Here is a 23,599-nt window from a genome sequence, read left to right on the forward strand (position 1 = left end):
CGCGAGGGCACGGTTTCCAGATTGTGGTTGAAGACGTCGGGCTTGGCCGCCACGACGACCTCGAGCGCGCCGTCCTTGCGCAGGAAGTCGGGGGTGAGAACCTCGATCGAGGTAGCGGGACAGCGCGCGCGGATGGCGCGGATCGTCCTGGCAAAGTGCTCGGCGCCCCCGTCGGCAAGATCGTCGCGGTCGACCGAGGTCACCACGACGTGGGTCAGCCCGAGCTTGGCGGTGGCTTCGGCGACGTATTCCGGCTCGGACGCATCGAGCGCATTGGGCAGGCCGGTCTTGACGTTGCAGAACGAACAGGCGCGCGTGCAGGTGTCGCCCATGATCATGAAGGTGGCGTGCTTCTTGTCCCAGCACTCGCCGATGTTCGGGCAGCCCGCCTCCTCGCACACGGTGACGAGACCGTTTTCCTTCACGATATGGCGTGTGTCGGCATACCCACGCGTGCTCGGCGCCTTCACGCGGATCCACGCCGGTTTCGGCGGCGAAGCCGCGTCCGGCCGGTTCACCTTTTCCGGGTGACGCGGGCGCAGGGGGTTCGGCGAAACGGTATCGACAACGACGACCATGGGATTTCCGGGCTGGTGAAGCCTTACCTAGTCCGTATCGGCCATGCCCGCAACCCGGCTCGCCCCGGCTCAGGGAAAATGGCAGAGTTCGGCCGCGTCCCGCTCAGCGATCAACCGATTCTCACCTCAAATGGCTCCAGCTTCGAAGCCGGTCAGGCCTGCCCTCGGCAAGCCGCTGAGGCGCGCCTTCTTCGCCCGCAGCGTTCACGACGTCGCGCCCGACCTGATCGGCGCTACCCTGCTGGTCAACGGCGTCGGCGGCATCATCGTGGAAGTCGAAGCCTATCACCATACCGACCCCGCAGCGCATTCTTTCCGCGGGCCGACGTCGCGCAACCGGGTGATGTTCGGCCCTCCCGGCTTTGCCTACGTCTACCGCTCCTACGGCATCCACTGGTGCGTCAATTTCGTGTGCGAGGAGGAAGGCTCGGCGAGCGCCATCCTGATCCGCGCGCTCGAGCCGACGCATGGCATCGCGACCATGCGGCGACGGCGCCATCTGAACGATGTGCACGCGCTGTGTTCGGGTCCAGGCAAATTGACCGAGGCAATCGGCGTCGCTGTTGCGCACAACGGACTGCCGCTCGACCGGGAGCCGTTCTCACTGCACGCACGCACTGGTCCGGTCGAGGTCGTCGCAGGCGTGCGGATCGGCATCACCAAGGCCGTCGAGCTGCCGTGGCGCTACGGCCTGAAAGGCTCGAAATTCCTCAGCAAGCCGTTTCCCGTTTGACTGTCATTCCGGGATGGTCCGAAGGACCAGACCCGGAATCTCGAGATTCCGGGTTCGGCCCTGCGGGCCGCCCCGGAATGACGGCCCCATCAGGCGAGCTTCTTCAGGCGCTCCAGCGCTTCCAGAAGCTTGGTCTTGCGCTCAACCGCCGCCTCGCGCTTCTCGCGCTCTTCCTCGACGACTTCTTCCGGCGCATTGGCGACGAACTTCTCGTTCGCCAGCTTGCCGTCCACGCGCTTGATGTCGGCCTCAGCCTTGGCGATTTCCTTCTCCAGCCGCGTCCGTTCCGCGGCCAGATCGATCACGCCCTTCAGCGGCAGAGCCGCGACCTCGCCGCGCACCAGAAGCTGCACGGCCCCGTCGGGCGCGCGATCAGCGAAGGAAATGTCCGACAGGCGCGCCATGCGCTTGATGACGTCGGTCCAGCGCGGCGCACGGGCCTTCGTCTCGTCCGACGCACCCACCAACGCCAGCGCGGTGAGCGTTGCGGGCGCTATGTTCATCTCGGCCCGCACGGAGCGGATCGCGGTGACGAGATCGACCACCCAGCCGATCTCGGCCTCAGCCTCGGCATCCGCGAACACGGTCGCATTGAACACCGGCAGGATGGGCGGCATGAGCGGATCGTTCGGGACGGCGGCCGAGATCATGACCAACTGCTCGGTTGTCAGCTCCTTTGGCTGGAGCGGCCAGGGCGCCAACGCAAGAAGACCTTCGCGCTCCGCCGTCGTCTTCCAGAGCGCCTCGGTGATGAACGGCATGAAGGGATGCAACAACTTCAGGATTTCGTCGCGCGCCCAGGCGATGGTGGCGCGTGTCTCGGTCTTGGCCGGCCCGTCTTCGCCGAGCAGCATCGGCTTGGCGAGTTCCAGATACCAGTCGCAATAGACGTTCCAGACGAAGCGGTACATCGCATTCGCCGCGTCATTGAACCGATAGGCCTCCAGCGCTTCCGTTACCAGGCGCGAGGCGTTCGCGGTTTCATGCGCGATCCAGCGGTTGAGCGTATCCTTCGTGCTGGCAGGATCGAAGTCGGCCGGCTTGGCGCAGGCGTTCATCTCGGCGAAACGGCAGGCGTTCCACAACTTGGTCGCGAAGTTGCGATAACCCTCGACGCGGCTTGCGGCGAGCTTGATGTCGCGGCCCTGGGCGGCCATGGCGGCGAGAGTGAAGCGCAGCGCGTCGGCGCCGTACTCGTCGATCAGCTGCAAGGGGTCGATGACGTTGCCTTTCGACTTCGACATCTTGGCCCCCTTCTCGTCGCGCACGAGGGCGTGGATGTAGACCGTCGAGAACGGCACTTCCTTCATGAAGTGCAGGCCCATCATCATCATCCTGGCGACCCAGAAAAAGATGATGTCGAAACCCGTCACCAGCACGTCGGTGGGGTAATAGCGCTGAACTTCGGGCGTATCGTCGGGCCAGCCGAGGGTCGAGAACGGCCACAGCGCGGAAGAGAACCAGGTATCGAGCACGTCCTCGTCGCGCGTAATGAAGCCGGCGCGCTTGTTGCGGTCGAGCGCCATCTCGCGCCCCTGCTCCGGCGTGATGACCTCCTGCTCGACGTAGTAGGCGAGTGCGTTGCCGACGGCTTCCTCCTCGGTCTCGGCGACGAACGCCTTGCCGTCGGGCCCGTACCAGGCCGGAATCTGGTGACCCCACCACAGCTGGCGGGAAATGCACCAGGGCTGGATGTTCTCCATCCAATCGAAATAGGTCTTCTCCCAGTTCCTGGGGACGAAAGTGGTCCGTCCGGAGCGGACGGCCGCGATCGCCGGCTGCGCCAGCGTCTTGGCATCGACATACCACTGATCGGTCAGGAATGGCTCGATCACGACGCCGGAGCGGTCACCATGCGGCACCACGTGGGTGTGCGGCTCGATGCGATCGAGGAAGCCGAAATCTTCGAGGCGCGCGACAATCTGCTTGCGCGCGGCGAAGCGGTCGGTGCCGTCGAACTCTTCCGCAAACATCAGCGCGCCTTCCGGCAGACCGCGCAGATAATCCTCATTGGCGACGAGGGAGAGCTTGCCTTCCTGATCGAGCACGCTGATCTGCCCGAGGCCGTGGCGCTTGCCGACCTCGAAGTCGTTGAAGTCGTGCGCCGGCGTGACCTTCACCGCGCCCGAGCCCTTCTCGGGATCGGAGTATTCGTCGGCAACGATCGAAATCTTGCGGCCGACCAGCGGCAGGATCACCTTCTTGCCGACGAGGTCGCGGTAGCGCTCGTCCTCGGGGTGCACGGCAACGCCGGTGTCGCCGAGCATGGTCTCGGGACGGGTGGTCGCAACGACGATGAAGCTTGTCGGATCATCGGGGCTGAAGGTCCTGCCTTCGATCGGATAGCGCAAATACCAGAGGCTGCCCTTGACCTCGACCTGCTGCACTTCGAGATCGGAGACCGCGGTCAGCAGCTTCGGATCCCAGTTCACCAGCCGCTTGTCTTTGTAGATGAGGCCCTGGCGGTGCAGTTCGACGAACACCTTGACGACCGCCCGCGACAACCCCTCGTCCATGGTGAAGCGCTCGCGCGACCAGTCGCAGGAAGCGCCAAGGCGCTTCAACTGATTGATGATCGTGTCACCGCTCTCGGCCTTCCACCGCCAGACCCGTTGGAGGAACTTCTCGCGTCCCATTTCCCGCCGGCCGGGCTGCTGGCGCTCCATGAGTTGGCGCTCGACCACCATCTGAGTGGCGATGCCGGCATGATCTGTACCCGGTTGCCACAACACATCGCGGCCGCGCATGCGCTCGAAGCGGCAGAGAATGTCCTGCAAGGTGTTGTTGAGCGCATGGCCCATGTGAAGGGAACCCGTCACGTTCGGCGGCGGGATCACAATGGTAAAGGGCTGCGCGTCGCGCCGGTCGGGACGCCCGGCCTTGAACGCGCGGCTGTCCTCCCAAACCAGGGACATGGGAGCTTCAATGTCGGCGGGCTGGTAATTTTTCTCGATCATGGGGGAGCTAGAAAGCCGCCGCAGCGGTCCGAGTCAACCAGCCAAGTAACGCCCGAATTCAGGCAGGGCCGATCGATCGTCAACTTAAGTCGGAAACGGAGGCTGAATCAGGGCCCATCCGCGCCGGCGGCGCTACCTCCCGCGCGAAACCCGCTCGATTTCCGCCTTCACGATCCTCTCGACCAGGCCCGGCAGATTGTCGTCCAGCCACGACTTCAACATCGGACGGAGCATTTCCTTAACCAGATCCTCCAGCGTCCGCGCATTGTTGCTGAGCACGGTATGAGCCAGCGTGTTGAATGCGGATTCGACCGCCGAAACGGTCGAACTCGACAGGATCGCCTGCTGCGGCGGTGGCGGCGGCGCATCGAACGACGGTTGTTCGAACACCGGCGTGCGAGGCACGGGACGCGGCGGCGGCGCTTCGGTGAATTCGAGATCGTCCCGCGGCTCAACTCTCCGGAAACTGGGCTGCGGCGGGGGCGGAGTCTGCGGCGGGGGCGGAGTCTGCGGCGGGGGCGGCTCCGGCACCGCCATCTCGTCGGTCAATTCCAGAACTTCCGGCTCCGGCTCGGGCTCGGGCTCCGGCTCGGGCTCGGCGGCGCGGACCTCCTCCGGCGAGGTCGCATGGTCGAGACCGGCCAGCAACGCATCGATGTCGTCCTGGCTGTTGCCCGCAGCGGACGCCACTGCGGGCGCTGGTGCGGGTGCTGGTGCCGGTGCTGGTTTCGGTGCGGGCCTGGGTGCGGCAGGAGGTGGCGTCGCAGCCTTCTCCACGACCGGTTTGGACGGCGCGATCTTCGACGGCGGAATGTCGCTAATGACGGGCGGCTTGGCTGCTGGCGGCGGCGCCTTTTCCGCGATCGGCGGTTTGGCCTCATCATCGGCAATGATGCGCCGGATCGAGGCCAGAATCTCCTCCATGGAGGGTTCTTGCACCTTTGCAGGCTGCGTCATTTCCGACTCCACATGTCAACGCCCTCGCATGCGTCGTTCTACACCAAAGCGCGACGGGATTGGCCGGTTTGCCGACGAGCCGTCCGGCATTTTCGGTGCGCAAGCCGGACTTGTCCCCAATTCAAGCACCGGTGCGACTCGCTGCTCAGCCCCTGCCCTGATCGCGAGAACGAGCATTGCAGACGGGACGCATCACGCAGCGCGAATCGACCTGCCACTTCAGGGAAGGCTACGTCATGCTCTTGAATTTGCAAGCAACGCACCTTCCGACCTCGCCATACTGCGAAGCCGACGATGCGGATGACGCTGGCTTAACGCCCGTCAGGCGTACGCATGCCGAACCAGCTGTCGCGAACCTGATGATAATGCACGCTCGCATCGTAGGTGGTAGTCGGCAGCCCGAGCACCTGAGGCGACAGGCGGCCCACCGCGCTGAGCACGGAATAAGACGCGACCACGCGATCATGCTGCGCGTTCACGAGGTTGATGCGAGCATTGACGAGCGCCTGCTGCGCATTCAGCACATCGAGCGTGGTGCGCTGGCCGGCCTTGGCCTCTTCGCGCACGCCGTTCAGCGCGATTTCCGAGGCCTGCACCTGCGCCTGCGCCGACTGCACCTGCGCCTTCGTCGCAACCAGCTGACCCCACGCCTGCACCACGCTGGCGCGGGTCTGATCGCGTGTCGTTTCGAGGTTGAGCCGCTGCTGCGCCAGGTTTTCCTTGGACTGACGGATCAGCGAATATTCCGCACCGCCCTGGTAGAGCGGCACAGAGGCCTGAGCGATGGCAGAGGCACCAAAGGATCGGTATTGGATCAGAGTCTGTTCATACGACTGTTGCACCGATGCCTGCAGCGTGATGGTCGGCAGCAGCGCGCCCTCGGCGATCTTGACCTGCAGGAAGTTGATGTCGATGCCGTACATCGCCGCCGTGACGTTGGGATTCTCGATCAGGCCCAACTCGACGGCCGAAGCCAACGTCCTCGGCAGAAACCGGTCGACCGGCGCGCCCGGAGACAGACTTCCGGGTTCGTTGCCGATGATGCGGCGGAAGTTCGCCCTCGTCGTCACCAACTGCGATTCGGCGGCCTGCTCCTGAGTCTTGCCCGCGGCGAGCTGCGCTTCCGACTGGGCGACGTCGGTGCGCGTCACCTCGCCCACGTTGAAACGATCGCGAGTCTGCTTCAGCGTCTGCTCGAGGACGCGCACGTTGCTCCTCTGCACCTCGACGGCTGCCGAATCGCGCAGATAGTCCATGTAGATGGTCGCAGCGGAGAGCAGCACGCTCTGCTCGAGGACGCGGAGCGCCTCCCGCGCGCCGGAAACCTGGCTCTCGGCGGCGCGCGTGCGGTTGGCGGTCTGGTTCCCGTTGAACAGCGTCTGCGAGACCGTCATTCCTGCGCTGCGCGGCGCGTTCGCGCCGTTGATCTGGGTTCTGACCAGCGTGTTCGCGTTGCCGCCCTGTGTGCCGAGCGTGTCCGTGTACTGGTAGCCGACACTTGCGGTGAGCGCGACTTTCGGCCGGTAGCCGGACAGTGCCTGCGGGACGTTTTCGTCAGTCGCCCGCACCGCGGCGCGCTGCGCGTTCATTTGCGGGTTGTTCTGATAGGCGCGCACCAGCGCTGCCTCGATCGTGTCCGCAAGGACAGGCGCCGGGCCGGCAAGTGCCATCAGGAGAACCGAAATCGCTGCTCCGGTGAAGAGCTTCACCCCATGCATCCCAGAATTCCGTTCATTCTTGCCGCCGGCTCGAGCGCGTGAACCGGTACACTGTTTTTCGAGTCAGGACCCCTGCACAACATATTCCGCGGCTAAGCACTACGGAACCACCTCTAGACCAAATTCCCGAGGAAACTCTCAACGTGCAGCTTCTCTGCCACACTCCCGATTCAGAACGGGACCTTAACGGCCGAATCCCGTCAAAAAACGAAGGCTGGAGCGCGTTCCAGGCCCGGCAGGACCGGAGCGGCAGCGTCAAACAGGGTCCGGTGTCCGAACTCGCCATGGGACCGGGTCACAATGACGGCTCGCTGCGGCACGGTTCCCGCGAAGACCCCGACCAGCCGTCCGCCCTCCCTGAGCTGCCCGAGGAGACCTTCCGGCGTGATCTCGGTCGCCCCATTCAGGATAATCGCGTCATAGGGTGCGCCGGCCGGATCGCCATCGGGGCACGCTGCGGCCTTGCAGGTCACGTTACCGAGCCCCAGTCCGGCCAAGGTCTCGTTGGCCTTCGCAACCAGAGCCGAATCGGGCTCCGTGGCGGTTACCCTGCCGGCAAGCTTCGCGGCCAGGGCCGCGATGTACCCGGTCGCACAGCCAACGACGAGGACGTTGTCGGTTTCGGTGATCTCGGCCGCCTGCAGCATCTTGGCCGTGAGGGCCGGCTTGATCAGGAACCGCCTGGCCCCGTCCGCTCCGACATCGAGATCGAGGTCGAGATAGGCCAAGGCTTGCCGGCTCGCTGGGGCGAACGCCTCACGCGGAACCGACAACATGGCATCGAGAATCCTGCGGTCGGTGACGTCATTGGTGCGCACCTGACCATCGACCATTTTCTGGCGCGCGGTCGAAAAACCGGACATCTGCGGACCCTGGAAAAAATGCGGGCCAAACCCGCGGAAGGAAGTTCGGCGCTCTTTTGGTACAAGCGCCGGCAAAACGCAACACGACGATTGCCCGGAAAAAAGCGGAGGCACCGGCAGGCGTAAGCAGGCTTGGACCGTCAACGCATTCGTTGCGAAGCCGGTCAGAGGCTCGCGGATCAACCACAAGGAAGCTATGGAGAAGAGGAAATTGGCTCCCCGGGCTGGATTCGAACCAGCGACCATCCGATTAACAGTCGGATGCTCTACCGCTGAGCTACCGAGGAAAAAGGCGAACCGTGTTCGCGCGGGGCTGCGTATAACAAAGCCTTCCGCGCTTGCATAGGACGAAATCACCCGGCCCGCGGCTGACCCGCCGGGGGGCCGGGATCGCTCGGCAGGCGGGCGTCCACGCAAAGGGAACTTCGCCTGCCGACTACTTGGCACCCTTAAGGTTGCACGACATCGAGCATGTGACCATTGTGCCCTTGTCGCAGGTCAGACAGGCATTCACGCACTGGTTCATGTCCTTGGGATTAAAGGAGCCAAGTCGAGCCGGACAGGAATTGGTCGAACCCGTGACTTCGGACGACTCCGGCGTGCACGCGCACATCGTCACCGCAAATAAGATTATAATACCAGCAGCTCGCATAGGAGCGCCTCGTCGAATCGCGTTGGCCCTACCCCATCGCGACTCAAGCACGATGCGCGCCAAAACTTAACAACGACTTTCCCGACGCGCTTGCGTTTCAGGCAGTATCGCAATGATGCATCGCGGCAAGCGCTCGCTCACCGCCGTTGCCGCGTTCGCTCATCCAGCCCCCAAGAGACTTCTCACGCGAGATCGTTGGCGCCAGGAGCAACGGCGTCTGCAAGATCCTATGATGACGCGATCCGCACGACCGGCTCACCTCTCGACCTTGCCGGTCAAAGATCGCATGACCGCAGTGCGCGAGCCCCAGCAATTCGAAGAGTGATAGTAATAAAGAACGGCGACGCCACGTTGTGGAGCTTGTTCGAATCTCCTTATGTCGCGGCAAAGGGGCAGCAGCCATGAAGAATCTGTTCGCGATCCTATTCGCAACGTTTGCCGCAATCACCACTTCCCACGGCATCACCCAGGCGGCGCCAATCCAAGGGAAGATCTGGTACGTTAATCAAACCAGCCAAACGAGCGGTGATGGACTCGGCTGGAAGACGGCATTCCAGTCGTTGCAGGTTGCATTGTCCGCAGCCACCAAGGGCGATGAGATCTGGGTGGCGAGCGGGACCTACTACCCGCATGCAAGCGACGTAGCCAAGTCGTTCGTTCTCAAGGAAGACGTGGCCGTTTACGGCGGCTTCTCCGGTCGCGAGACCAAGCTCGATCAGCGAGATTTTCGAAAGAACGTCACGATTTTAAGCGGCAGCATCGGCAAGGGCGACAAGACTAAGAACACCAGGACCATTGTCATGGGAGCGGACCGGGCAATCCTGGACGGATTCACGATCTCCGATGCCTACGGGACGGACCAGCCGCGCATGCACCTCGTGCCCGCCGACATTCTCAAGAACGACATGGTCGTGGGCGGGGGGATGCGCAACTTCATGACCAGTCCCATCGTCCGCAACTGCGTTTTCAAGAACAACTTTTCACCCAAGGGCGGCGCGGTTTACAACGTGCACAAGGCCGGCGCGGATCAGGCGACGTTCGTCAACGTCGACTTCATCGACAACGTCGCGCAGGTTCGCGGCGGCGCGGTGAGCAACGATCTCGGCGCGATGCCGCGCTTCATCAACTGCCGCTTCATCGGCAACAAGAGCATGGACAAGGGCGGCGGCCTCTACAACGATTTCGCGGCGTCCCCCCAGCTCCTCAATTGTCAGTTCATCGGAAATTCGGCGGTCAGTGCCGGAGCAATCGGCAATGACGGCGGCTCCGCTCCGCTGCTGGTCAACGTGACCATCAAAGGCAATAAAGCGAGCAGCGGTTTGGGGCCAGGCCTCTATCAAGGCACCGGCGCCAACAGCAATCCGGTCCTGATCAACAGCGTAGTCGACAATATCTACAACTGGCACGAGGACGTTGTCTCGGAAGTCGGCTCCTCCGTCCCCCGCAACCAGACAGTCCCGTTGGGTCAATTCCTGGCCATCAGCGACCTGAAAGGGCAATTGCAGCCAGGTGACCTGAAGTCCGTGCCTGCGTATGGACGGGGCTATCGGGCCGGCCTGGACGGTTCAGTCCTGTTGAAGAACCGCCTGGTCGACAAGCTGGTCCAGATCTACGCCAAGAACGACGGAGCGATCAAATATCGCGGCGAGTACACCCGCCCCAGCGTTGCCCGCAAGGCTGTCTCCACGACCGTGCTTTACGTGGCGCCTACCTCTTCCGCCAAGATCAAGGATGGCCTTTCCTGGGCTACCGCGCTGACCGATTTGCAGGCGGCCATTGAACTGGCGTCGGTCTCAAAGTCTGCGGTCTGGGTCAAGGCCGGGACGTACCGTCCGGCCAAAAAGCAGGACAGGATCGCGGCGTTCATTCTGTACGACGACGTCAAGCTGTATGGAGGCTTTGCCGGAACGGAGGCCGCATTGGAGCAGCGTCCCAGTTCCGGAAATCAGACCATCTTGAGCGCGAAGGCGGCTGGCGGCGGCTATCGATATCCGCATGTTCTCTATGGTGCCAATAACGTCGTGCTGGACGGACTGACGCTACGTGATGGCAGCGCCACTGGATTCACCTACAACGGCAAGGGTGGAGGGCTGCTCGCCTACCACGCTGGAAAGACCTTCCTGCCCCACGACAATGCGGTGGGTTTTGCGATGACCATCCAGAACTGCCGCTTTGAACAGAACACGGCGTTGGAAGGCGGAGCAATCTACGCATTCGGTAAAGCGGCTCTGTCGATCTCCAACACGACGTTCGAAAACAACCGGGCAATCTATGGCGGCGCCGTGGTCGATCGCGAAGGCACAAAGTCAACCTATCAACGGTCCTCATTCAACGGCAACGTGGCCTCGCAGGACGGCGGGGCAGCCTACGAGGACTACGGCTCTCACGTGGAATTCGACGGCACGCAGTTCATGCGAAACGGTGCCCGCCATCAGGGCGGCGCCATTTATGAAATCAGCCGCGCCTCGCAATTGGAGGCCACCGTCGTTTCCGTCAATCAATGCAAATTCTCCGGGAACACGGCTCTGGCCGGAGCCAGCATCTACAATCTCGATGGAAGTACGCTGACGGTTAAGGGTTCGAAATATCCGGCCAAATCGGTCCACAACCCGACACCTTCTGCGAAGCCATAGCGGGACTACACTTATCCGCAGCATTTCCACAGGCCGGGTCGGAGCAGATCTTCGATCCGGACCAAGCGGTTGCCGCGCACAAATCCACAGAGCGGAGATCCCCAGGACCTCTGCAACAGCCCTATTGCTATTGCTCGAAAACGGCGCGGCATGCGTCGCTGAGGCTGGCCTTTTGCCGGCGCAGGCAGGCGGTGATCGCGCGTGCGTTGGGGATCTCGCCGGCGCAAAGGCGGTAGACGTCGGGCGTGCACGCTTTGCGCTGCTCGGGCGTTCCCTGCGCGTGAGCGGAACCCGCTGCAAACAGGCTGAGGAACAATCCGACGGTCGAGGCCCGACGCGCACGGCTCTTTAGGCTCGCAAACCGCAAGAACCTCGCCTTCATGGCGGAGTCTCCTCTCTGCGCTCGGCGCCGGCCGCATCGGCCTCGCCATCAAAGTACGGTAGATCAATCGGCGAGAATGTGAGCCCGGTCACGCTGGGCGTTCCGCGGACACGCGCGAATTTAGGAGATCGCTAACCATACGAGCTGCGATTGCCGGATCGATAAAATTCGAACGATTCGCGCAATTAGGAAACAAACCTGCTTTGCGAAGTTGCCTCGCTCCGGAAGGGGAGAGCGCGATGAGCGAAGCCGAATTCAACCTGCTGCTGGAAGAGGTCCGCACGGCTATGACGATGGAGCCGGAGGAAGAGTTCGTGCCGCGTGCGTGGATGTCTTTCGGAGTGCCCTCGGCAGCCAACGACAACGGGCCGAACTGGCCGCTGGTGCCCTTCCCCGACGGCTGGTTCGCAGCCTGCTAATCGCCACACATCTCCCGCAAACACGAAGAGCGGCCGCTAAGCACCTGATCCAGCACGCGTAAACTCGCCCACTGCCGAACGGTATAGCGCCGCAACCTCTGCTGATCTGACGATTTGCTGGCTGTCCAGCCCGTGGTGGAGAAGGTCAGAGATTGGAGGCCACGTCCGGAATTGAACCGGAGTAAACGGTTTTGCAGACCGCTGCGTAACCACTCCGCCACGTGGCCCCACTGGGCGCTCTCATATACGCCCTCCCCCTTATAGGCAACCGACAGCGTACTCAGCCCCGCTTGCGGCGACGATAATCCCGACTTCCACGGCTTTTCGGCCGCGGGGCCAGTTCAGGCATGGCCGCCTGGACCTCCCGATAGCGGGCCAGCATCCGCTCGAAGCTCTCATGGAGGGTGGCAGCGATATCGGGACGCTTTTGCAGGTTCGCCAGCACCAAGGCCGCCGCCTCCAGCGTCGACAGGCTGTCGCCCCTGGGTTCCCGACGCAGCCGCCCGTAACGCGATGGACGGGCCGGATTCAGGATCACGCGCTGGCACTTGAGCATCCAGGGATTGCGCCACCACAGCGCCTTGGCCTGGCTCCAGGTTCCATCAAGCAGCACGACGCCCTCGATGGAGCCGAGAATGGCGCGCTGGTTATCGGCGACCTGCCCTTTGCGGTTGAGCGCGATGATCTCGCCATCGACGTCGCGGTCGCCTGCCCGTGCCGAGCCAAGATAGAGCACCGCCCAGCGCGAAGGATCGGACACCGGCCGTCCAAGGGCCTTGGCAAGGCTCGGCCATGACAATCCGATCTTGACCGTCGCATCCTTGAAATGCAGCGCCGTCAACCGCGCGGTGCCGAGCGCCCTGTCCTGCTCCTGCGGATGCTGCAGGATCAGAACCGCGATGCGGGTATTGATCGGCGTCACACTGTCGCAGATGCAGAGCGGCAGCGCCTTGAGGCAGCGCGGGCATTCCGCAACAGGCTCTGCCGCCGCTGCAACGCCGTCTGGAAAGTTCGACATTCGCTGCCTATACGCCTGCCCGCCCACCCCTTCAACAAACGAGAGGCTACTCCGCCGGCACGTCCAGCGGCGCCGGTTCGGATCGCCGCCTCAGGCGGTCGATGAGCAGATAGATCACCGGCGTCGTGTAGAGAGTGAGGATCTGCGAGACGAACAGCCCGCCGATGATGGTGATACCCAGCGGCCGCCGCAGCTCGGTGCCCGGGCCGGTCGCTATCACCAGGGGAATGCCGGCGAACAGCGCCGCCATGGTGGTCATGAGGATGGGGCGAAAGCGGACCAGGCATGCCTCGTAGATCGCTTCCGCGGACGACAAGCCGCGATGGCGTTCGGCATCGAGCGCGAAGTCGACCATCATGATTCCGTTCTTCTTGACGATGCCGATCAAGAGAATGATGCCGACGAAGGCGATCACCGTCAGCGGCGTATTGGTGACCTGCAACGCCAGCAACGCGCCCAGGCCGGCCGAGGGCAGCGTCGAGATGATCGTCAGGGGATGGGCGAGGCTCTCATAGAGCACCCCTAACACGATATACATGGCGGCCAACGCGGCAAGGATCAGCAGCGGCTGCCGTCCACTGGTCCTGGCAAAATCGCCGGCATTGCCCTCGAAGCTGCCGCGAATGCCTTCGGGCATATGCAGTTCGTCGACGGCGCGCTGGATATTGGCGGTCGCAACCTCCAATGGCACGTCGGGCAACAGATTGAACGAGACGGTGGTCGAGGGGAAGGATCGCGAATGAAACACCGAAAGCGCCGCGACGCCGCGCTGGGCGCGCACCACGGCCGATAGCGGCACCTGCACGTTATTGGCGCCATCCACATGGATGCGATCAAGGTTGGACGGGTCGACCTGGAATTTCGGGTCGATCTCGAGCACGATCTTGTACTGATTGCGTTGGGTGTAGATCGTCGAGATCTGCCGTTGGGCGAACGCATTGTTGAGTGCATTGTCGATATCCTGCACCCGGACGCCGAGCCTTGAGGCGGCCTGCCGGTCGATCGTGAGGCTAAGCTGCAGGCCGCCGGGATCGCGGTCGCTGGAAATGTCGGTGATGCCCTCGACCGATTCCATTCGCTTCGCCACGATCGGCGCCCAAGTCTGCAGCAGCCTCACGTCCGTGCTCGTGAGCGTGTACTGATAGTCGGAATCGCTCTGGCGGGCGCCGGCGCGCACGTCCTGCGCCGCGAACATGAACAGGCGGATGCCGGCGACGCGGTAGAGGTTGCGGCGCAGCCGGTCTATCACGGACTGCGTCGAGACATAGTCGCGCTCCGCCGGGGGCTTCAGGCTGATGAACATCGTGCCCCGGTTGGAGCCCACGCCGCCCGGCCCGCCGCCGCCTCCCACGGCGGAGCCAACGCCTGCCACCGCCGGATCCGCCATCACGATGTCGGCGAGCTGCTGCTGCAATCCCAGCATGGATTGAAACGAAATATCCGCGGATGCGCGGGTGGCTCCGATGACGAAACCGGAATCGTCGGTCGGGAAATACCCCTTCGGGACCTTGATGTAGAGCGTTACCGTCAGCGCGATGGTGGCGAAGAAGACGAGCATCGCCAGAAGCGGAAACTCGAGGGCCGCGCGCAGCGTCCGCGCGTAGAAGGCGACCAGGCGCGAGAGCGATCCCTCGACCACGCGATCAAAAAGCGTTGCGGTCCTCGACGTCGTCTGCCGGACGTACCGAGCGCAGATCATCGGAGTGACGGTGAGCGAAACCAGCGTCGACACCACGATCGCGAAGGTCAGGGTCAGCGAGAACTCGCGCAGGAGGCGGCCGACGATGCCGTCCATGAAGATCAGCGGCGTGAAAGCCGCGACCAGCGACAGGCTGATCGCCAGGACCGTGAAACCGATCTGTCGCGCGCCCTCCTGCGCCGCCCGCATCGGCGGCATGCCACGCTCCAGATTGCGGAACATGTTCTCGATCATGACGATCGCGTCGTCGACCACGAATCCGACGGAGATCGCAAGCGCCATCAGCGACAGATTGTCGATGGAGAAGCCGGCGACCCACATGCCGGCGCACGTGCCGGCGAGTGCCAGTGGCACCGAGATGCCCGCGGCAATGGTCGGCGTGACCCGGCGCAGGAACGCGAAGACCACGACCATGACCAGGGCTGCGGTTGCGAGCAGCGTCCACTGCATGTCCTGGACGCTGGCACGGATCGTACCGGTGCGATCGACCAGGGTCGAAATCTCGACACCGGCCGGGATCCATTTCTTGAGCTCCGGGATCAGCGCTTTCACCCGGTCGACGGTTTCGATGACGTTGGCATCGCCCTGCTTTCGGATCTGGATCAGAACCGCCGGCTGCTTGTTGAACCAGGCGACCGAGCGGACATTGCGGACGGAATCCTCGATTTGCGCGACGTCCGAAAGCCGCACGAAATTGCCGTTCGAGTTCTTGATCAGGATATCGCGAAACTCCTGCGCGGTCCGCATCTGCGGGTTGAGCGCGAGCGTCTCGCTCTGTCGCTCGCCGTTGAAAATGCCGACTGGGCCGAGCGGATTGGCGTTGATGATGGCGGTGCGCACGTCGTCGGTGGCGATCCCGGCATTGGCGAGCGCCACCGGATTGAGCGCGACGCGGACTGCCGGCTGGTCGGCGCCGCTCACCGTCACGTCCCCCACGCCCGGCACCTGGGCAATGCGCTGCAGCAGGACGGTATCTGCGACGTCATAGATCGCGGCGGTCGAGAGCGTCCTGGAGGTAAGCGCCAGAACGTAGACAGGAGCTCCAGCGGTATTCGCCTTGCCGAAGCGCGGCAGCATCGGCAGATCCGTCGGCAGGTCGGCAAGAGAAGCGGTGATCGCAGCCTGAACGTCGCGCGCCGCACGGTCGATGTTGCGGCCGATGTCGAACTGCAACAGCACGCTGGTGAGGCCGAGCGAACTCGTGGAGGTGATCTGGTTGACACCGGCGATCTCGCCGAGCCGCCGCTCCAGCGGCGCTGCCACCGTCGCCGCCATCACGGAGGGATCGGCGCCAGGGCGGCTGGCGTAGACAAAGATCGTGGGAAAATCGACGTTCGGGAGCGCCGCCACCGGCAGGAACCTGTAGGCCACGATCCCCAGCAGAAACAGCCCGATCGAGAGCAGCGTCGTACCGACGGGTCGGCGGATGAACGGCTCCGAGATCGAGAACATCACTGCATCCCCTCGGCAGCGCCGGCGACGGGCGGCGGCGGACTCTCAGGGGCCGGCGGCGGTAGCGCGCGCTCGAGCCGCCGGTTGATCCGATCGAGGGCGAGATAGATCACGGGGGTGGTATAGAGCGTGAGCAGCTGGCTCAGCAGCAGGCCGCCGATAATCGAGATGCCCAGCGGGAAACGCAGTTCGGAGCCCGTGCCGCTCTCCACCGCCAAGGGCAGCGCGCCAAACAGCGCCGCCAGCGTCGTCATCATGATTGGACGGAAGCGGAGCAGGCATGCCTGCACGATCGCTTCCCTGGGCGGCAGGCCCTGCTCCCGTTCGGCATCGAGCGCGAAATCGATCATCATGATCGCGTTCTTCTTCACGATGCCCATCAGCAGGATGATGCCGATCAGGCCGATCACGGAGAGATCCTGCCCGAACAGCATCAGGGCGAGTATCGCGCCGACGCCGGCCGACGGCAGCGTCGACAGGATGGTGACCGGGTGGATGAAGCTCTCATACAGCACGCCGAGCACGATGTAGATCGTGATGATCGCCGCCAGGATCAGCCAGGGTTGTCCGGCTAGCGAACGTGAGAACTCCGCCGCATCGCCGGCGTAGACGCCAATGATGCTGCCGGGCATGCCGATGCGCGCCTCGATCGCCTTGACGGCATCGACTGCCTCGCCAAGCGACGCTCCCGGCGCCAGGTTGAAGCTGAGCGAATTGGCCGGAAACTGCGCCTGGTGCGAGATCGCGAGCGGCGCGGTGGTGCGCTTCAACGTCGCCACTGCCGACAGCGGCACCTGCGCGCCGGCAACGCCGGGCAGATAGAGCTTGGACAGGATCGACGGGTCGCGCTGGTACATCGGCAGAGCCTCCAGTACCACCCGGTACTGGTTCGCCTGCCCGTAGATCGTCGAGATCTGCCGCTGCGCAAAGGAGTCGTTCAGCGTGTCGGTGACCGCCTGCAGACTGACGCCGAGCTGACCGGCGCGCTGGCGGTCGACGTCGAGCTGCGCCCGCAATCCGCCCTCCTGGGCTTCCGACGAAACGTCGCGGAACAACGGTTCGCGGCGCATTTCGGCCACGAGTTTCCTGGCCCATTCCGACACCAGCGCGGCATCCGTGCCGGTCAGCGTATACTGATATTGCGAGCGGCTGGACTGGGTGGAAATCTGCACGTCCTGCACCGGCTGGAAGTAGATGGTCATTCCCGGGATCGAGGCTACGCGCTGCTTCAGTCGTGCCGCCACCACGCCGACGTCGTCCCGCCGCTCGCCGCGCGGCTTCAAGGTCATCACCAGGCGGCCGACATTGGTCGTCGGATTGACCGAGCCCGCCCCGATCACCGAGACAACACCGATCACGTCGGGGTCGGCCCTGATCGCGTCGGCGGCTGCCGTCTGCCGCTTCTGCATCTCCGCAAACGACACGTCGGGGTCGGCTTCCGTCACCGCCGTGATCGAACCCGTGTCCTGCAACGGCAGGAAACCCTTCGGAGCGATCACGTAGAGAATGAGTGTTGCGACAAGTGTGGCGAAAGTGACCAGAAGCGTCGCGCGCTGCCTCTCCAGCACCCACAACAGCGACCGATGGTAGAACTCGACCATGCGGTCGATGAACCGGCTCGCGACGGCGAGCCCGGGTACGATCCGCTCCTCGCCAACATGCTTCAGGAGCCGCGAGCACATCATCGGCGTCAGGGTCAGCGACACCACCGCCGAGGTCACCACCGCGATCGTGAGCGTCATCGCGAATTCGCGGAACATGCGGCCGACCAGGCCCGACATGAACAGGAGCGGGATGAACACCGCAATCAGCGACAGCGTCAGCGAAATCACGGTAAAGCCGATCTCGCTCGCGCCACGGAGGGAGGCCTGCATCGCCGTCTCGCCATTCTCCATGTGACGGACGATGTTCTCGATCATGACGATGGCATCGTCGACGACAAACCCGGTGCCTATCGTCAGCGCCATCAGCGACAAATTGTCGAGGCTGAACCCGGCAAAGTACATGATGCCGAAGCTGGTGATCAGCGACAGCGGCAGCGCGACGCCGGCGATCAACGTGGCGCGCAGCGAGCGCAGGAACAACAGCACCACCAGGGTCACCAGCACCACGCTCAGGATCAGCGTGAACTGCACGTCTCGCACCGACGCTTTGATGGTGACTGTGCGGTCGGACACCACCGTCAGGTTCACGCCGGCCGGTATCGCGCGCTGCACCTTGGGAATTTCATCACGGATCAGACGGACGACGTCGATCACATTGGCGCCGGGCTGCCGCTGGATATCGACGATCACCGCCGGCGTGCCTTGGTACCAGCCGCCGGTGCGATCGTTCTCCAGTCCGTCAACGATCTGCGCGACGTCGCCGATCGTCACGGGCGCGCCATTGCGGTAGGCGATGATGATCGGCTTGTAGGCGTCGGCGACGGCGATCTGGTCGTTCGCGGCGATGATGTAGGATTGCTGCGCGCCATCGAGCGACCCCTTGGGACCGGAGACGTTGGCGCCGGCAATCGCGGTGCGCAGATCCTCCATGCCGATGCCATAAGCTGCAAGACGGGCCAGATCCGCCTGGATCCGTACCGCCGGCTTCAGGCCGCCAAGGACCGAGACACGGCCCACGCCGGAAAGCTGGCTCAGCCGTTGCGCCAGGATCGTGTCGGCAATGTCGCTCATCGCGCGCAGCGAGATGGTCTCGGAGCGCAGCGCCAGCGTCATCACCGGCGCATCGGCGGGATTCACCTTGGCGTAGGTCGGCGGATACGGCAGGTTTTTCGGCAACACCCCCGCCGCGGCATTGATCGCTGCCTGCACGTCCTGGGTGGCGCCGTCAATGTCGCGGTTCAAATCGAACTGCAACGAGACGTGGCTGACGCCAAAGGAGCTCGTTGAATTTATCGAGGTCAGCGATGGTATCTGGCCAAGCTGGCGCTCGAGCGGCGCGGTGATCAGGGAAGCAATCACGTCCGGGCTCGCGCCGGGCAATTGCGTCGTCACCTGCACCGTCGGAAAGTCGACCTGTGGCAGCGCCGAGACCGGCAGCGAGAAGTAGCCGAGCGCGCCGCCGATCAGCAGCGCGAAGCCGAGCAGCGAGGTCGCGATTGGCCTGCGGATGAATGGTTCGGAGACGCCCATGCCAGCGCGCCTTCCGAGCTCAAGGGTTAGCGTTCGGGATCATGGCTGCGATTTCGCTCCACTGCCCGACTGCTCCGCCCCTCGTGCCGGCCCGGTCTGCCCCTTCTGATCGCCCTCCCCTGCCTGACGCTTGGCAGGGCGCTCGCCGTTACCTTGCGGGTCCTTCCCCTGGCCGTCTTTGGCCTGACCGTCCTTGGCCAGCGGCGACCTTGTGCGCTTGCGGGGCGCAAGATCCGCGGACGGCGTCTGGTCGTCCCTGCCGACAATCACCTTCGCGCCGTCAGAGAGGTTGGCAAACCCGGTGGTAACCACGCGATCGGTCGGAGAAAGTCCGTTCGCGATGACGGCATCGTACTCGTTCTGCTGCGTGACCGTGACCGGCTTTGCCGTGACGATGTCGCCTTCGCCGATCACGTAGCTGAAGGTGCCGACCGGTCCCCGTTGCACCGCGGAGGTCGGTACCACCAGCGCTTTGGCCAGTGTTTCCACCTTCAGCCGGACGTTGACGAACTGGCCCGGCCAAAGCTGGTACCTGGCGTTGGGGAATTCGGCCTTCAGCTTGAGGGTGCCCGTGGTCGGATCAACCTGGTTGTCGATGCCGGTCAACTTGCCGGTATCGATCACCGAGACTCCGTCATTGCCGAACACGTCAACCGTCAGCGGTCCGTGGGCGACGGCGGCATTGACGCGCATGATCTGCTGCTGCGGCAGGCTGAACCACACCGCGATCGGCTGCAACTGCGTGATGACGACGAGCCCTGTGCTGTCCGAGGCATGGACGATATTGCCCTGGTCGACCTGGCGCAGCCCGGCGCGGCCCGAGATCGGCGCCACGATCTTGGTGTAGCTCAACATCGTCGCTGCATTGTCGATGGCCGCCTGGTCGGCCTTGATCAACGCTTGCGTCTGCGCCACCAGCGCGCGCTGCGTGTCCGCCTGCTGCTTGGAGCCGGCATTGGAGGCGGCGAGCTGTTCGTACCTCGCCAGGTCGAGGCGCTGATTGGCCAGTTGCGCTTCGTCCTGCGCCTTCTTGGCCACGGCCTGGTCGTATTGCGCCTGGTAGATCGCCGGGTCGATCTCGGCGACTACATCGCCCTTCTTGACGTCCTGACCTTCGACAAAATTGACCGTAATCAGCTTGCCGTCGACCTGCGAGCGCACGGTGACGGTGTTCAGCGCGCGGATCGAGCCGACGCCGTCGAGATAGACCGGCACGTCCTCGATACGAGGAATCGCCGCGAGTACCGGCACCGGAAGGTCGGGGCGCGCATTGCGGTTGCTCGCCTGCTTCTGCTGCATCGCAGACCAGCCGAGGTAGGCAAGCCCGCCCAGGATCACGAGTGTCACGAGGATGGAAACCGTACGGCGGCGGGCGCGCGAGGCGACCGCCGTGAGGCGATCCTCCGCAACCTTTGCGGTTTCCTTGTCCGGCTTAAAGAGCATTGACCGGTCTCTCCATCCTCGGCTCCCAGCCGCCACCCAGCGCCTGGTACAGGCTGACGATCGCAAGCAGCCGCGCCAGCTGCGCCTGCCAGAGCGCATCCTCGGCCTGAAATAACGTCAGCTGCGTATTTAGCACAGTCACGATATCGGCAGTGCCGGCCCTTAGCTGCTGCTCGGCGAGTTCGAAGGCCCGGCGCGATGCTGCGACGACCTGACGCTGAAGCTGCAGTCTGATTGTGGTCTGCTTGACCGAATAGAGCGCGTTGTCGACGTCGGCAAAGGCCTGGACGATCGTCTTGCGGTAGCCCTGCAGCAACTCGTCCTGCCGCGCCTTGGCATACTCAAAATTGCCGAGGATCCGGCCGCCATCGAAGATCGGCTGCATGGCACTGCCGACCAGGCTGAAGAAGGCCGCATGCGGCTGGAACAGTGCCGTCAGCGCCGAGCTCTGATAGCCGCCCTGCCCCGTCAACTGAATGTTCGGGAAGAACTGCGCGCGTGCGTTGCCGATATTGGCGGTGGCGGACGCCAGCTGGGCTTCCTGGCGCCTGATATCGGGGCGCTGCGTCAGCAGTTCGGACGGCAGCCCCGGCGTGACGCGCGGAATTGCGACGCGGTTGAGCGAGCCACCGCCGATACGAACGCTTTCCGGCGGGCGCGATACGAGAGTCGCCAATGCATTCCTGTTCTGGTCGAGCGTCTGCCGCAGCGGCGGTACTGACGCCTTCTGGTTGGCGAGCACGCTTTCCTGTTGTGCGACGTCAAGATCAGTGCCGGTGCCTGCCTGGCGACGTTCCTTGATCGCGTCGAGAATGCGCTGGGCGCTGGCGATGTTGCGCTCGGCGGTGCGAATACGATCCTGCGAGGCCAGTACCTGGAAGTAGGCATTGGCGACGCTGGCGAGAGTGGTGAGCGCGACGACGTCCCGATCGAAGCGATTGGCGATCGCAGTCTCTTCCGCAGCCTGCAGGGCGTCGCGGTGCTGTCCCCAGAAATCCAGCTGGTAGCTCGCGCTAAGCGAAGCGGAGTAGTTGACGACTTCGCGGCCGCCGGTGCTGAGGCCGCTGGAGCTGGAGCCGGAGGTCCGGGAGTAGGTCTCGGATCCCGTGCCGGAAAGACTTGGCAGCAGCGCTGCGCCCGCCTGCCGCGCCTGGGCGTCTGCCTGGAACATGCGCGCCACAGCGGCAGCGATGTCCAGATTGACGCGCTGCGCCTCTTCCATGAGCTGCGTGAGCTCGGGGGACCCGAAACCGCGCCACCAGTCCAGCGCCGGCGGCGCATCGGGCTTGCCGGCATATTTGTAGGTGGGAGGAACATCGAGAGCCGGATCCGGCAGATCCTGCGTCAACACGCAACCAGCGGATGAAAAGGCCATACACGCCGCTGCAAGCCACCGCGCTGCCCGGGGCAAGCCTGGAGCGGCAAATGGTCGCCCGATGGCGACGGCCGGGCAACTGTGTCTCACATCCGCCCCCCGACGGGCACGACGCCGAGCCTCGGTTGCGCGGGCGGAATAGCCGTTTTGCGACGGATCGGCGTGGAAGCTATTTGCGAGACGTTCACAGCGGCGATGCTTTCCGGAACCTGAGCGCCATACTAGCCCCGGCGCAACAGGGCGGACAGTCCCGGCAGCGCAGCCTCCACCGGCCATTCCAAGCCTTGGTGCACAGACAAATTTGGCGCGTTATCCCCAATTTGCAGGGTTTTTCGTGATTCGCACCGCTTCGATGCGCGTTGAAAGCTTACCAAGATTTCATGTGATTTCTGCGCCTTTAACCGCACTGCGTGGCATGTGGCGTTCGCGCCTGAGTGCCTTGGGGCAAGCTCATGCCAATCCGCACCCGTTTCGGAGCAATAACTTGCAGGCGACCTGGCAGAGCTGAGTCTTGCCCGATGTCTCGATCACCGGTTCCGGCAATCGACTGTTGAACAGTCAACGGATCCGCGTAGTGGTCGAACGGGTCGTCTTCGCAAAGCAGCGATGAAGCAGTCCGCTTGTACGCACTACGCAGCTCCATTAGGGTCGACGGTAAATTTGGGAAACGACACGGCAAGCCCCGTCATGACCATCAGAAACGACGTCGTCGAAGCAATCGGCAATACGCCGCTGATCAAGTTGAAGCAGGCTTCCGAGCAGACCGGCTGCACCATCCTGGGCAAGGCTGAATTCATGAATCCCGGCCAATCCGTGAAGGATCGCGCGGGCAAATGGATGATCCTGGAAGCGGAGAGGCGCGGCGACCTCAAACCCGGCGGTCTCGTGGTGGAGGCGACCGCCGGCAACACCGGAATCGGCCTTGCCGTCGTCGCCGGCGCACGCGGTTACCGTACGCTGATCGTGATTCCGGAAACCCAGAGCCAGGAAAAGAAGGACATGCTGCGGCTATGCGGCGCCGAGCTGGTCGAGGTGCCCGCCCTGCCTTACTCGAATCCGAACAACTATCAGCATGTCGGCAAACGGCTTGCGGACCAGCTTCGCAAGAGCGAACCGAACGGCGTCCTGTTCGCCGACCAGTGGAATAATCTCGACAATCCAAAGGCGCATTACGAATCCACCGGCCCCGAGATCTGGCAGCAAACCGGCGGCAGGATCGACGGCTTCATCTGTTCGGTAGGCACCGGTGGCACCCTGGCCGGCGCGAGCTCGTTCCTGAAGGAGAAGAACAAGGACATCGTGATCGGCTGCGCGGATCCGCGCGGGGCCGCGATGTACGAACTGTTCAAGCACGGCGAGGCCAAGGCCACGCTGGGTGGCTCGATCACGGAAGGGATCGGCCTTGGTCGCGTCACTCCCGTCATCAAGCAGGCCAGGGTGGATGACGCCTTTCTCATCCCCGACGAGGAAGCCGTGCCGCTGATCTACGAGTTGCTCCAGCACGAGGGCCTGTGTCTCGGCGGCTCGTCCGGGATCAACGTCGCCGGCGCGATCCGATTGGCCAAAGAGCTTGGCCCCGGCAAGAC

General features: G+C 63.8%; 15 protein-coding genes and 2 tRNA genes. 4 read left to right on the forward strand and 13 right to left on the reverse strand.

What is annotated here, in order from left to right:
• Positions 1-578: lipoyl synthase (locus HY852_RS00710; RefSeq protein ID WP_291601690.1), on the reverse strand; the 578-nt coding region annotated here is incomplete at its 3' end.
• Positions 579-708: 130 nt separating this feature from the next.
• Here HY852_RS00710 and HY852_RS00715 point away from each other — a divergent pair.
• Positions 709-1,311 carry a DNA-3-methyladenine glycosylase gene (locus HY852_RS00715; protein WP_291601692.1) on the forward strand — a complete coding sequence of 201 codons (603 nt, stop codon included), beginning with the start codon at positions 709-711 and terminating at the stop codon, positions 1,309-1,311.
• A gap of 89 nt (positions 1,312-1,400) precedes the next feature.
• Here HY852_RS00715 and HY852_RS00720 read toward each other — a convergent pair whose 3' ends face one another.
• The 5 genes from HY852_RS00720 to HY852_RS00740 form a co-directional block, all read right to left on the reverse strand.
• Positions 1,401-4,268, reverse strand: coding sequence for a valine--tRNA ligase (locus HY852_RS00720; protein WP_291601694.1), 2,868 nt, complete (start codon positions 4,266-4,268; stop codon positions 1,401-1,403).
• 132 nt (positions 4,269-4,400) lie between these two features.
• The gene (locus HY852_RS00725) at positions 4,401-5,225 is read right to left on the reverse strand and encodes a PopZ family protein (protein ID WP_291601696.1); all 825 of its coding nucleotides are present in this window, start codon (positions 5,223-5,225) and stop codon (positions 4,401-4,403) included.
• 311 nt (positions 5,226-5,536) lie between these two features.
• Complete coding sequence (locus tag HY852_RS00730) at positions 5,537-6,943, reverse strand: TolC family outer membrane protein (protein ID WP_291601698.1); 1,407 nt, start codon at positions 6,941-6,943, stop codon at positions 5,537-5,539.
• 200 nt (positions 6,944-7,143) lie between these two features.
• The gene (locus HY852_RS00735) at positions 7,144-7,806 is read right to left on the reverse strand and encodes a protein-L-isoaspartate O-methyltransferase (RefSeq protein ID WP_291601700.1); all 663 of its coding nucleotides are present in this window, start codon (positions 7,804-7,806) and stop codon (positions 7,144-7,146) included.
• A 212-nt stretch (positions 7,807-8,018) separates the two neighbouring features.
• Positions 8,019-8,093: transfer RNA gene (locus HY852_RS00740), tRNA-Asn, on the reverse strand.
• A 766-nt stretch (positions 8,094-8,859) separates the two neighbouring features.
• On the opposite strand from HY852_RS00740, the gene HY852_RS00745 reads away from it, so the two are divergent.
• Positions 8,860-11,091, forward strand: coding sequence for a right-handed parallel beta-helix repeat-containing protein (locus HY852_RS00745; RefSeq protein WP_291601702.1), 2,232 nt, complete (start codon positions 8,860-8,862; stop codon positions 11,089-11,091).
• Between the two features lie 127 nt (positions 11,092-11,218).
• Here HY852_RS00745 and HY852_RS00750 read toward each other — a convergent pair whose 3' ends face one another.
• Positions 11,219-11,473, reverse strand: a complete 255-nt coding sequence (locus HY852_RS00750; RefSeq protein ID WP_291601704.1) for a hypothetical protein — start codon at positions 11,471-11,473, stop codon at positions 11,219-11,221.
• 239 nt (positions 11,474-11,712) lie between these two features.
• Here HY852_RS00750 and HY852_RS00755 point away from each other — a divergent pair, with 239 nt between their 5' ends.
• Positions 11,713-11,892: a hypothetical protein gene (locus HY852_RS00755; RefSeq protein ID WP_291601706.1), complete on the forward strand. Its 180-nt coding sequence runs from the start codon at positions 11,713-11,715 to the stop codon at positions 11,890-11,892.
• 153 nt (positions 11,893-12,045) lie between these two features.
• Here HY852_RS00755 and HY852_RS00760 read toward each other — a convergent pair.
• The 6 genes from HY852_RS00760 to HY852_RS00785 form a co-directional block, all read right to left on the reverse strand.
• Positions 12,046-12,119 (reverse strand) — tRNA-Cys (locus tag HY852_RS00760).
• A gap of 53 nt (positions 12,120-12,172) precedes the next feature.
• Positions 12,173-12,910, reverse strand: coding sequence for a tRNA-uridine aminocarboxypropyltransferase (locus tag HY852_RS00765; protein ID WP_291601707.1), 738 nt, complete (start codon positions 12,908-12,910; stop codon positions 12,173-12,175).
• A gap of 46 nt (positions 12,911-12,956) precedes the next feature.
• Positions 12,957-16,061 (reverse strand): efflux RND transporter permease subunit, encoded by a 3,105-nt coding sequence (locus tag HY852_RS00770; RefSeq protein WP_291601710.1) that lies wholly within the window; start codon positions 16,059-16,061, stop codon positions 12,957-12,959.
• The gene (locus HY852_RS00775; protein ID WP_291601712.1) at positions 16,061-19,195 is read right to left on the reverse strand and encodes an efflux RND transporter permease subunit; all 3,135 of its coding nucleotides are present in this window, start codon (positions 19,193-19,195) and stop codon (positions 16,061-16,063) included. The genes HY852_RS00770 and HY852_RS00775 overlap by 1 nt, the downstream gene beginning before the upstream one ends.
• Positions 19,196-19,234: 39 nt before the next feature.
• Positions 19,235-20,638 carry an efflux RND transporter periplasmic adaptor subunit gene (locus HY852_RS00780; protein ID WP_291601714.1) on the reverse strand — a complete coding sequence of 468 codons (1,404 nt, stop codon included), beginning with the start codon at positions 20,636-20,638 and terminating at the stop codon, positions 19,235-19,237.
• The gene (locus HY852_RS00785; RefSeq protein ID WP_291601719.1) at positions 20,628-22,013 is read right to left on the reverse strand and encodes an efflux transporter outer membrane subunit; all 1,386 of its coding nucleotides are present in this window, start codon (positions 22,011-22,013) and stop codon (positions 20,628-20,630) included. The genes HY852_RS00780 and HY852_RS00785 overlap by 11 nt, the downstream gene beginning before the upstream one ends.
• 687 nt (positions 22,014-22,700) lie before the next feature.
• Here HY852_RS00785 and HY852_RS00790 point away from each other — a divergent pair.
• Positions 22,701-23,599, forward strand: an 899-nt coding sequence (locus tag HY852_RS00790; RefSeq protein ID WP_291601716.1) for a cysteine synthase A, incomplete at its 3' end; no start/stop codon positions are given.

The sequence above is a fragment of the Bradyrhizobium sp. genome (assembly GCF_016213215.1).
In the GTDB taxonomy this organism is placed as follows: domain Bacteria; phylum Pseudomonadota; class Alphaproteobacteria; order Rhizobiales; family Xanthobacteraceae; genus Bradyrhizobium.

Coding starts and splice junctions, on each gene's coding strand:
- HY852_RS00720 (WP_291601694.1), bottom strand. CDS start 4,268: ATGATCGAGAAAAATTACCAGCCCGCCGACATTGAAGCTCCCATGTCC.
- HY852_RS00755 (WP_291601706.1), top strand. CDS start 11,713: ATGAGCGAAGCCGAATTCAACCTGCTGCTGGAAGAGGTCCGCACGGCT.
- HY852_RS00780 (WP_291601714.1), bottom strand. CDS start 20,638: ATGCTCTTTAAGCCGGACAAGGAAACCGCAAAGGTTGCGGAGGATCGC.
- HY852_RS00785 (WP_291601719.1), bottom strand. CDS start 22,013: ATGGCCTTTTCATCCGCTGGTTGCGTGTTGACGCAGGATCTGCCGGAT.
- HY852_RS00765 (WP_291601707.1), bottom strand. CDS start 12,910: ATGTCGAACTTTCCAGACGGCGTTGCAGCGGCGGCAGAGCCTGTTGCG.
- HY852_RS00770 (WP_291601710.1), bottom strand. CDS start 16,061: ATGTTCTCGATCTCGGAGCCGTTCATCCGCCGACCCGTCGGTACGACG.
- HY852_RS00750 (WP_291601704.1), bottom strand. CDS start 11,473: ATGAAGGCGAGGTTCTTGCGGTTTGCGAGCCTAAAGAGCCGTGCGCGT.
- HY852_RS00735 (WP_291601700.1), bottom strand. CDS start 7,806: ATGTCCGGTTTTTCGACCGCGCGCCAGAAAATGGTCGATGGTCAGGTG.
- HY852_RS00715 (WP_291601692.1), top strand. CDS start 709: ATGGCTCCAGCTTCGAAGCCGGTCAGGCCTGCCCTCGGCAAGCCGCTG.
- HY852_RS00730 (WP_291601698.1), bottom strand. CDS start 6,943: ATGCATGGGGTGAAGCTCTTCACCGGAGCAGCGATTTCGGTTCTCCTG.
- HY852_RS00775 (WP_291601712.1), bottom strand. CDS start 19,195: ATGGGCGTCTCCGAACCATTCATCCGCAGGCCAATCGCGACCTCGCTG.
- HY852_RS00725 (WP_291601696.1), bottom strand. CDS start 5,225: ATGACGCAGCCTGCAAAGGTGCAAGAACCCTCCATGGAGGAGATTCTG.
- HY852_RS00745 (WP_291601702.1), top strand. CDS start 8,860: ATGAAGAATCTGTTCGCGATCCTATTCGCAACGTTTGCCGCAATCACC.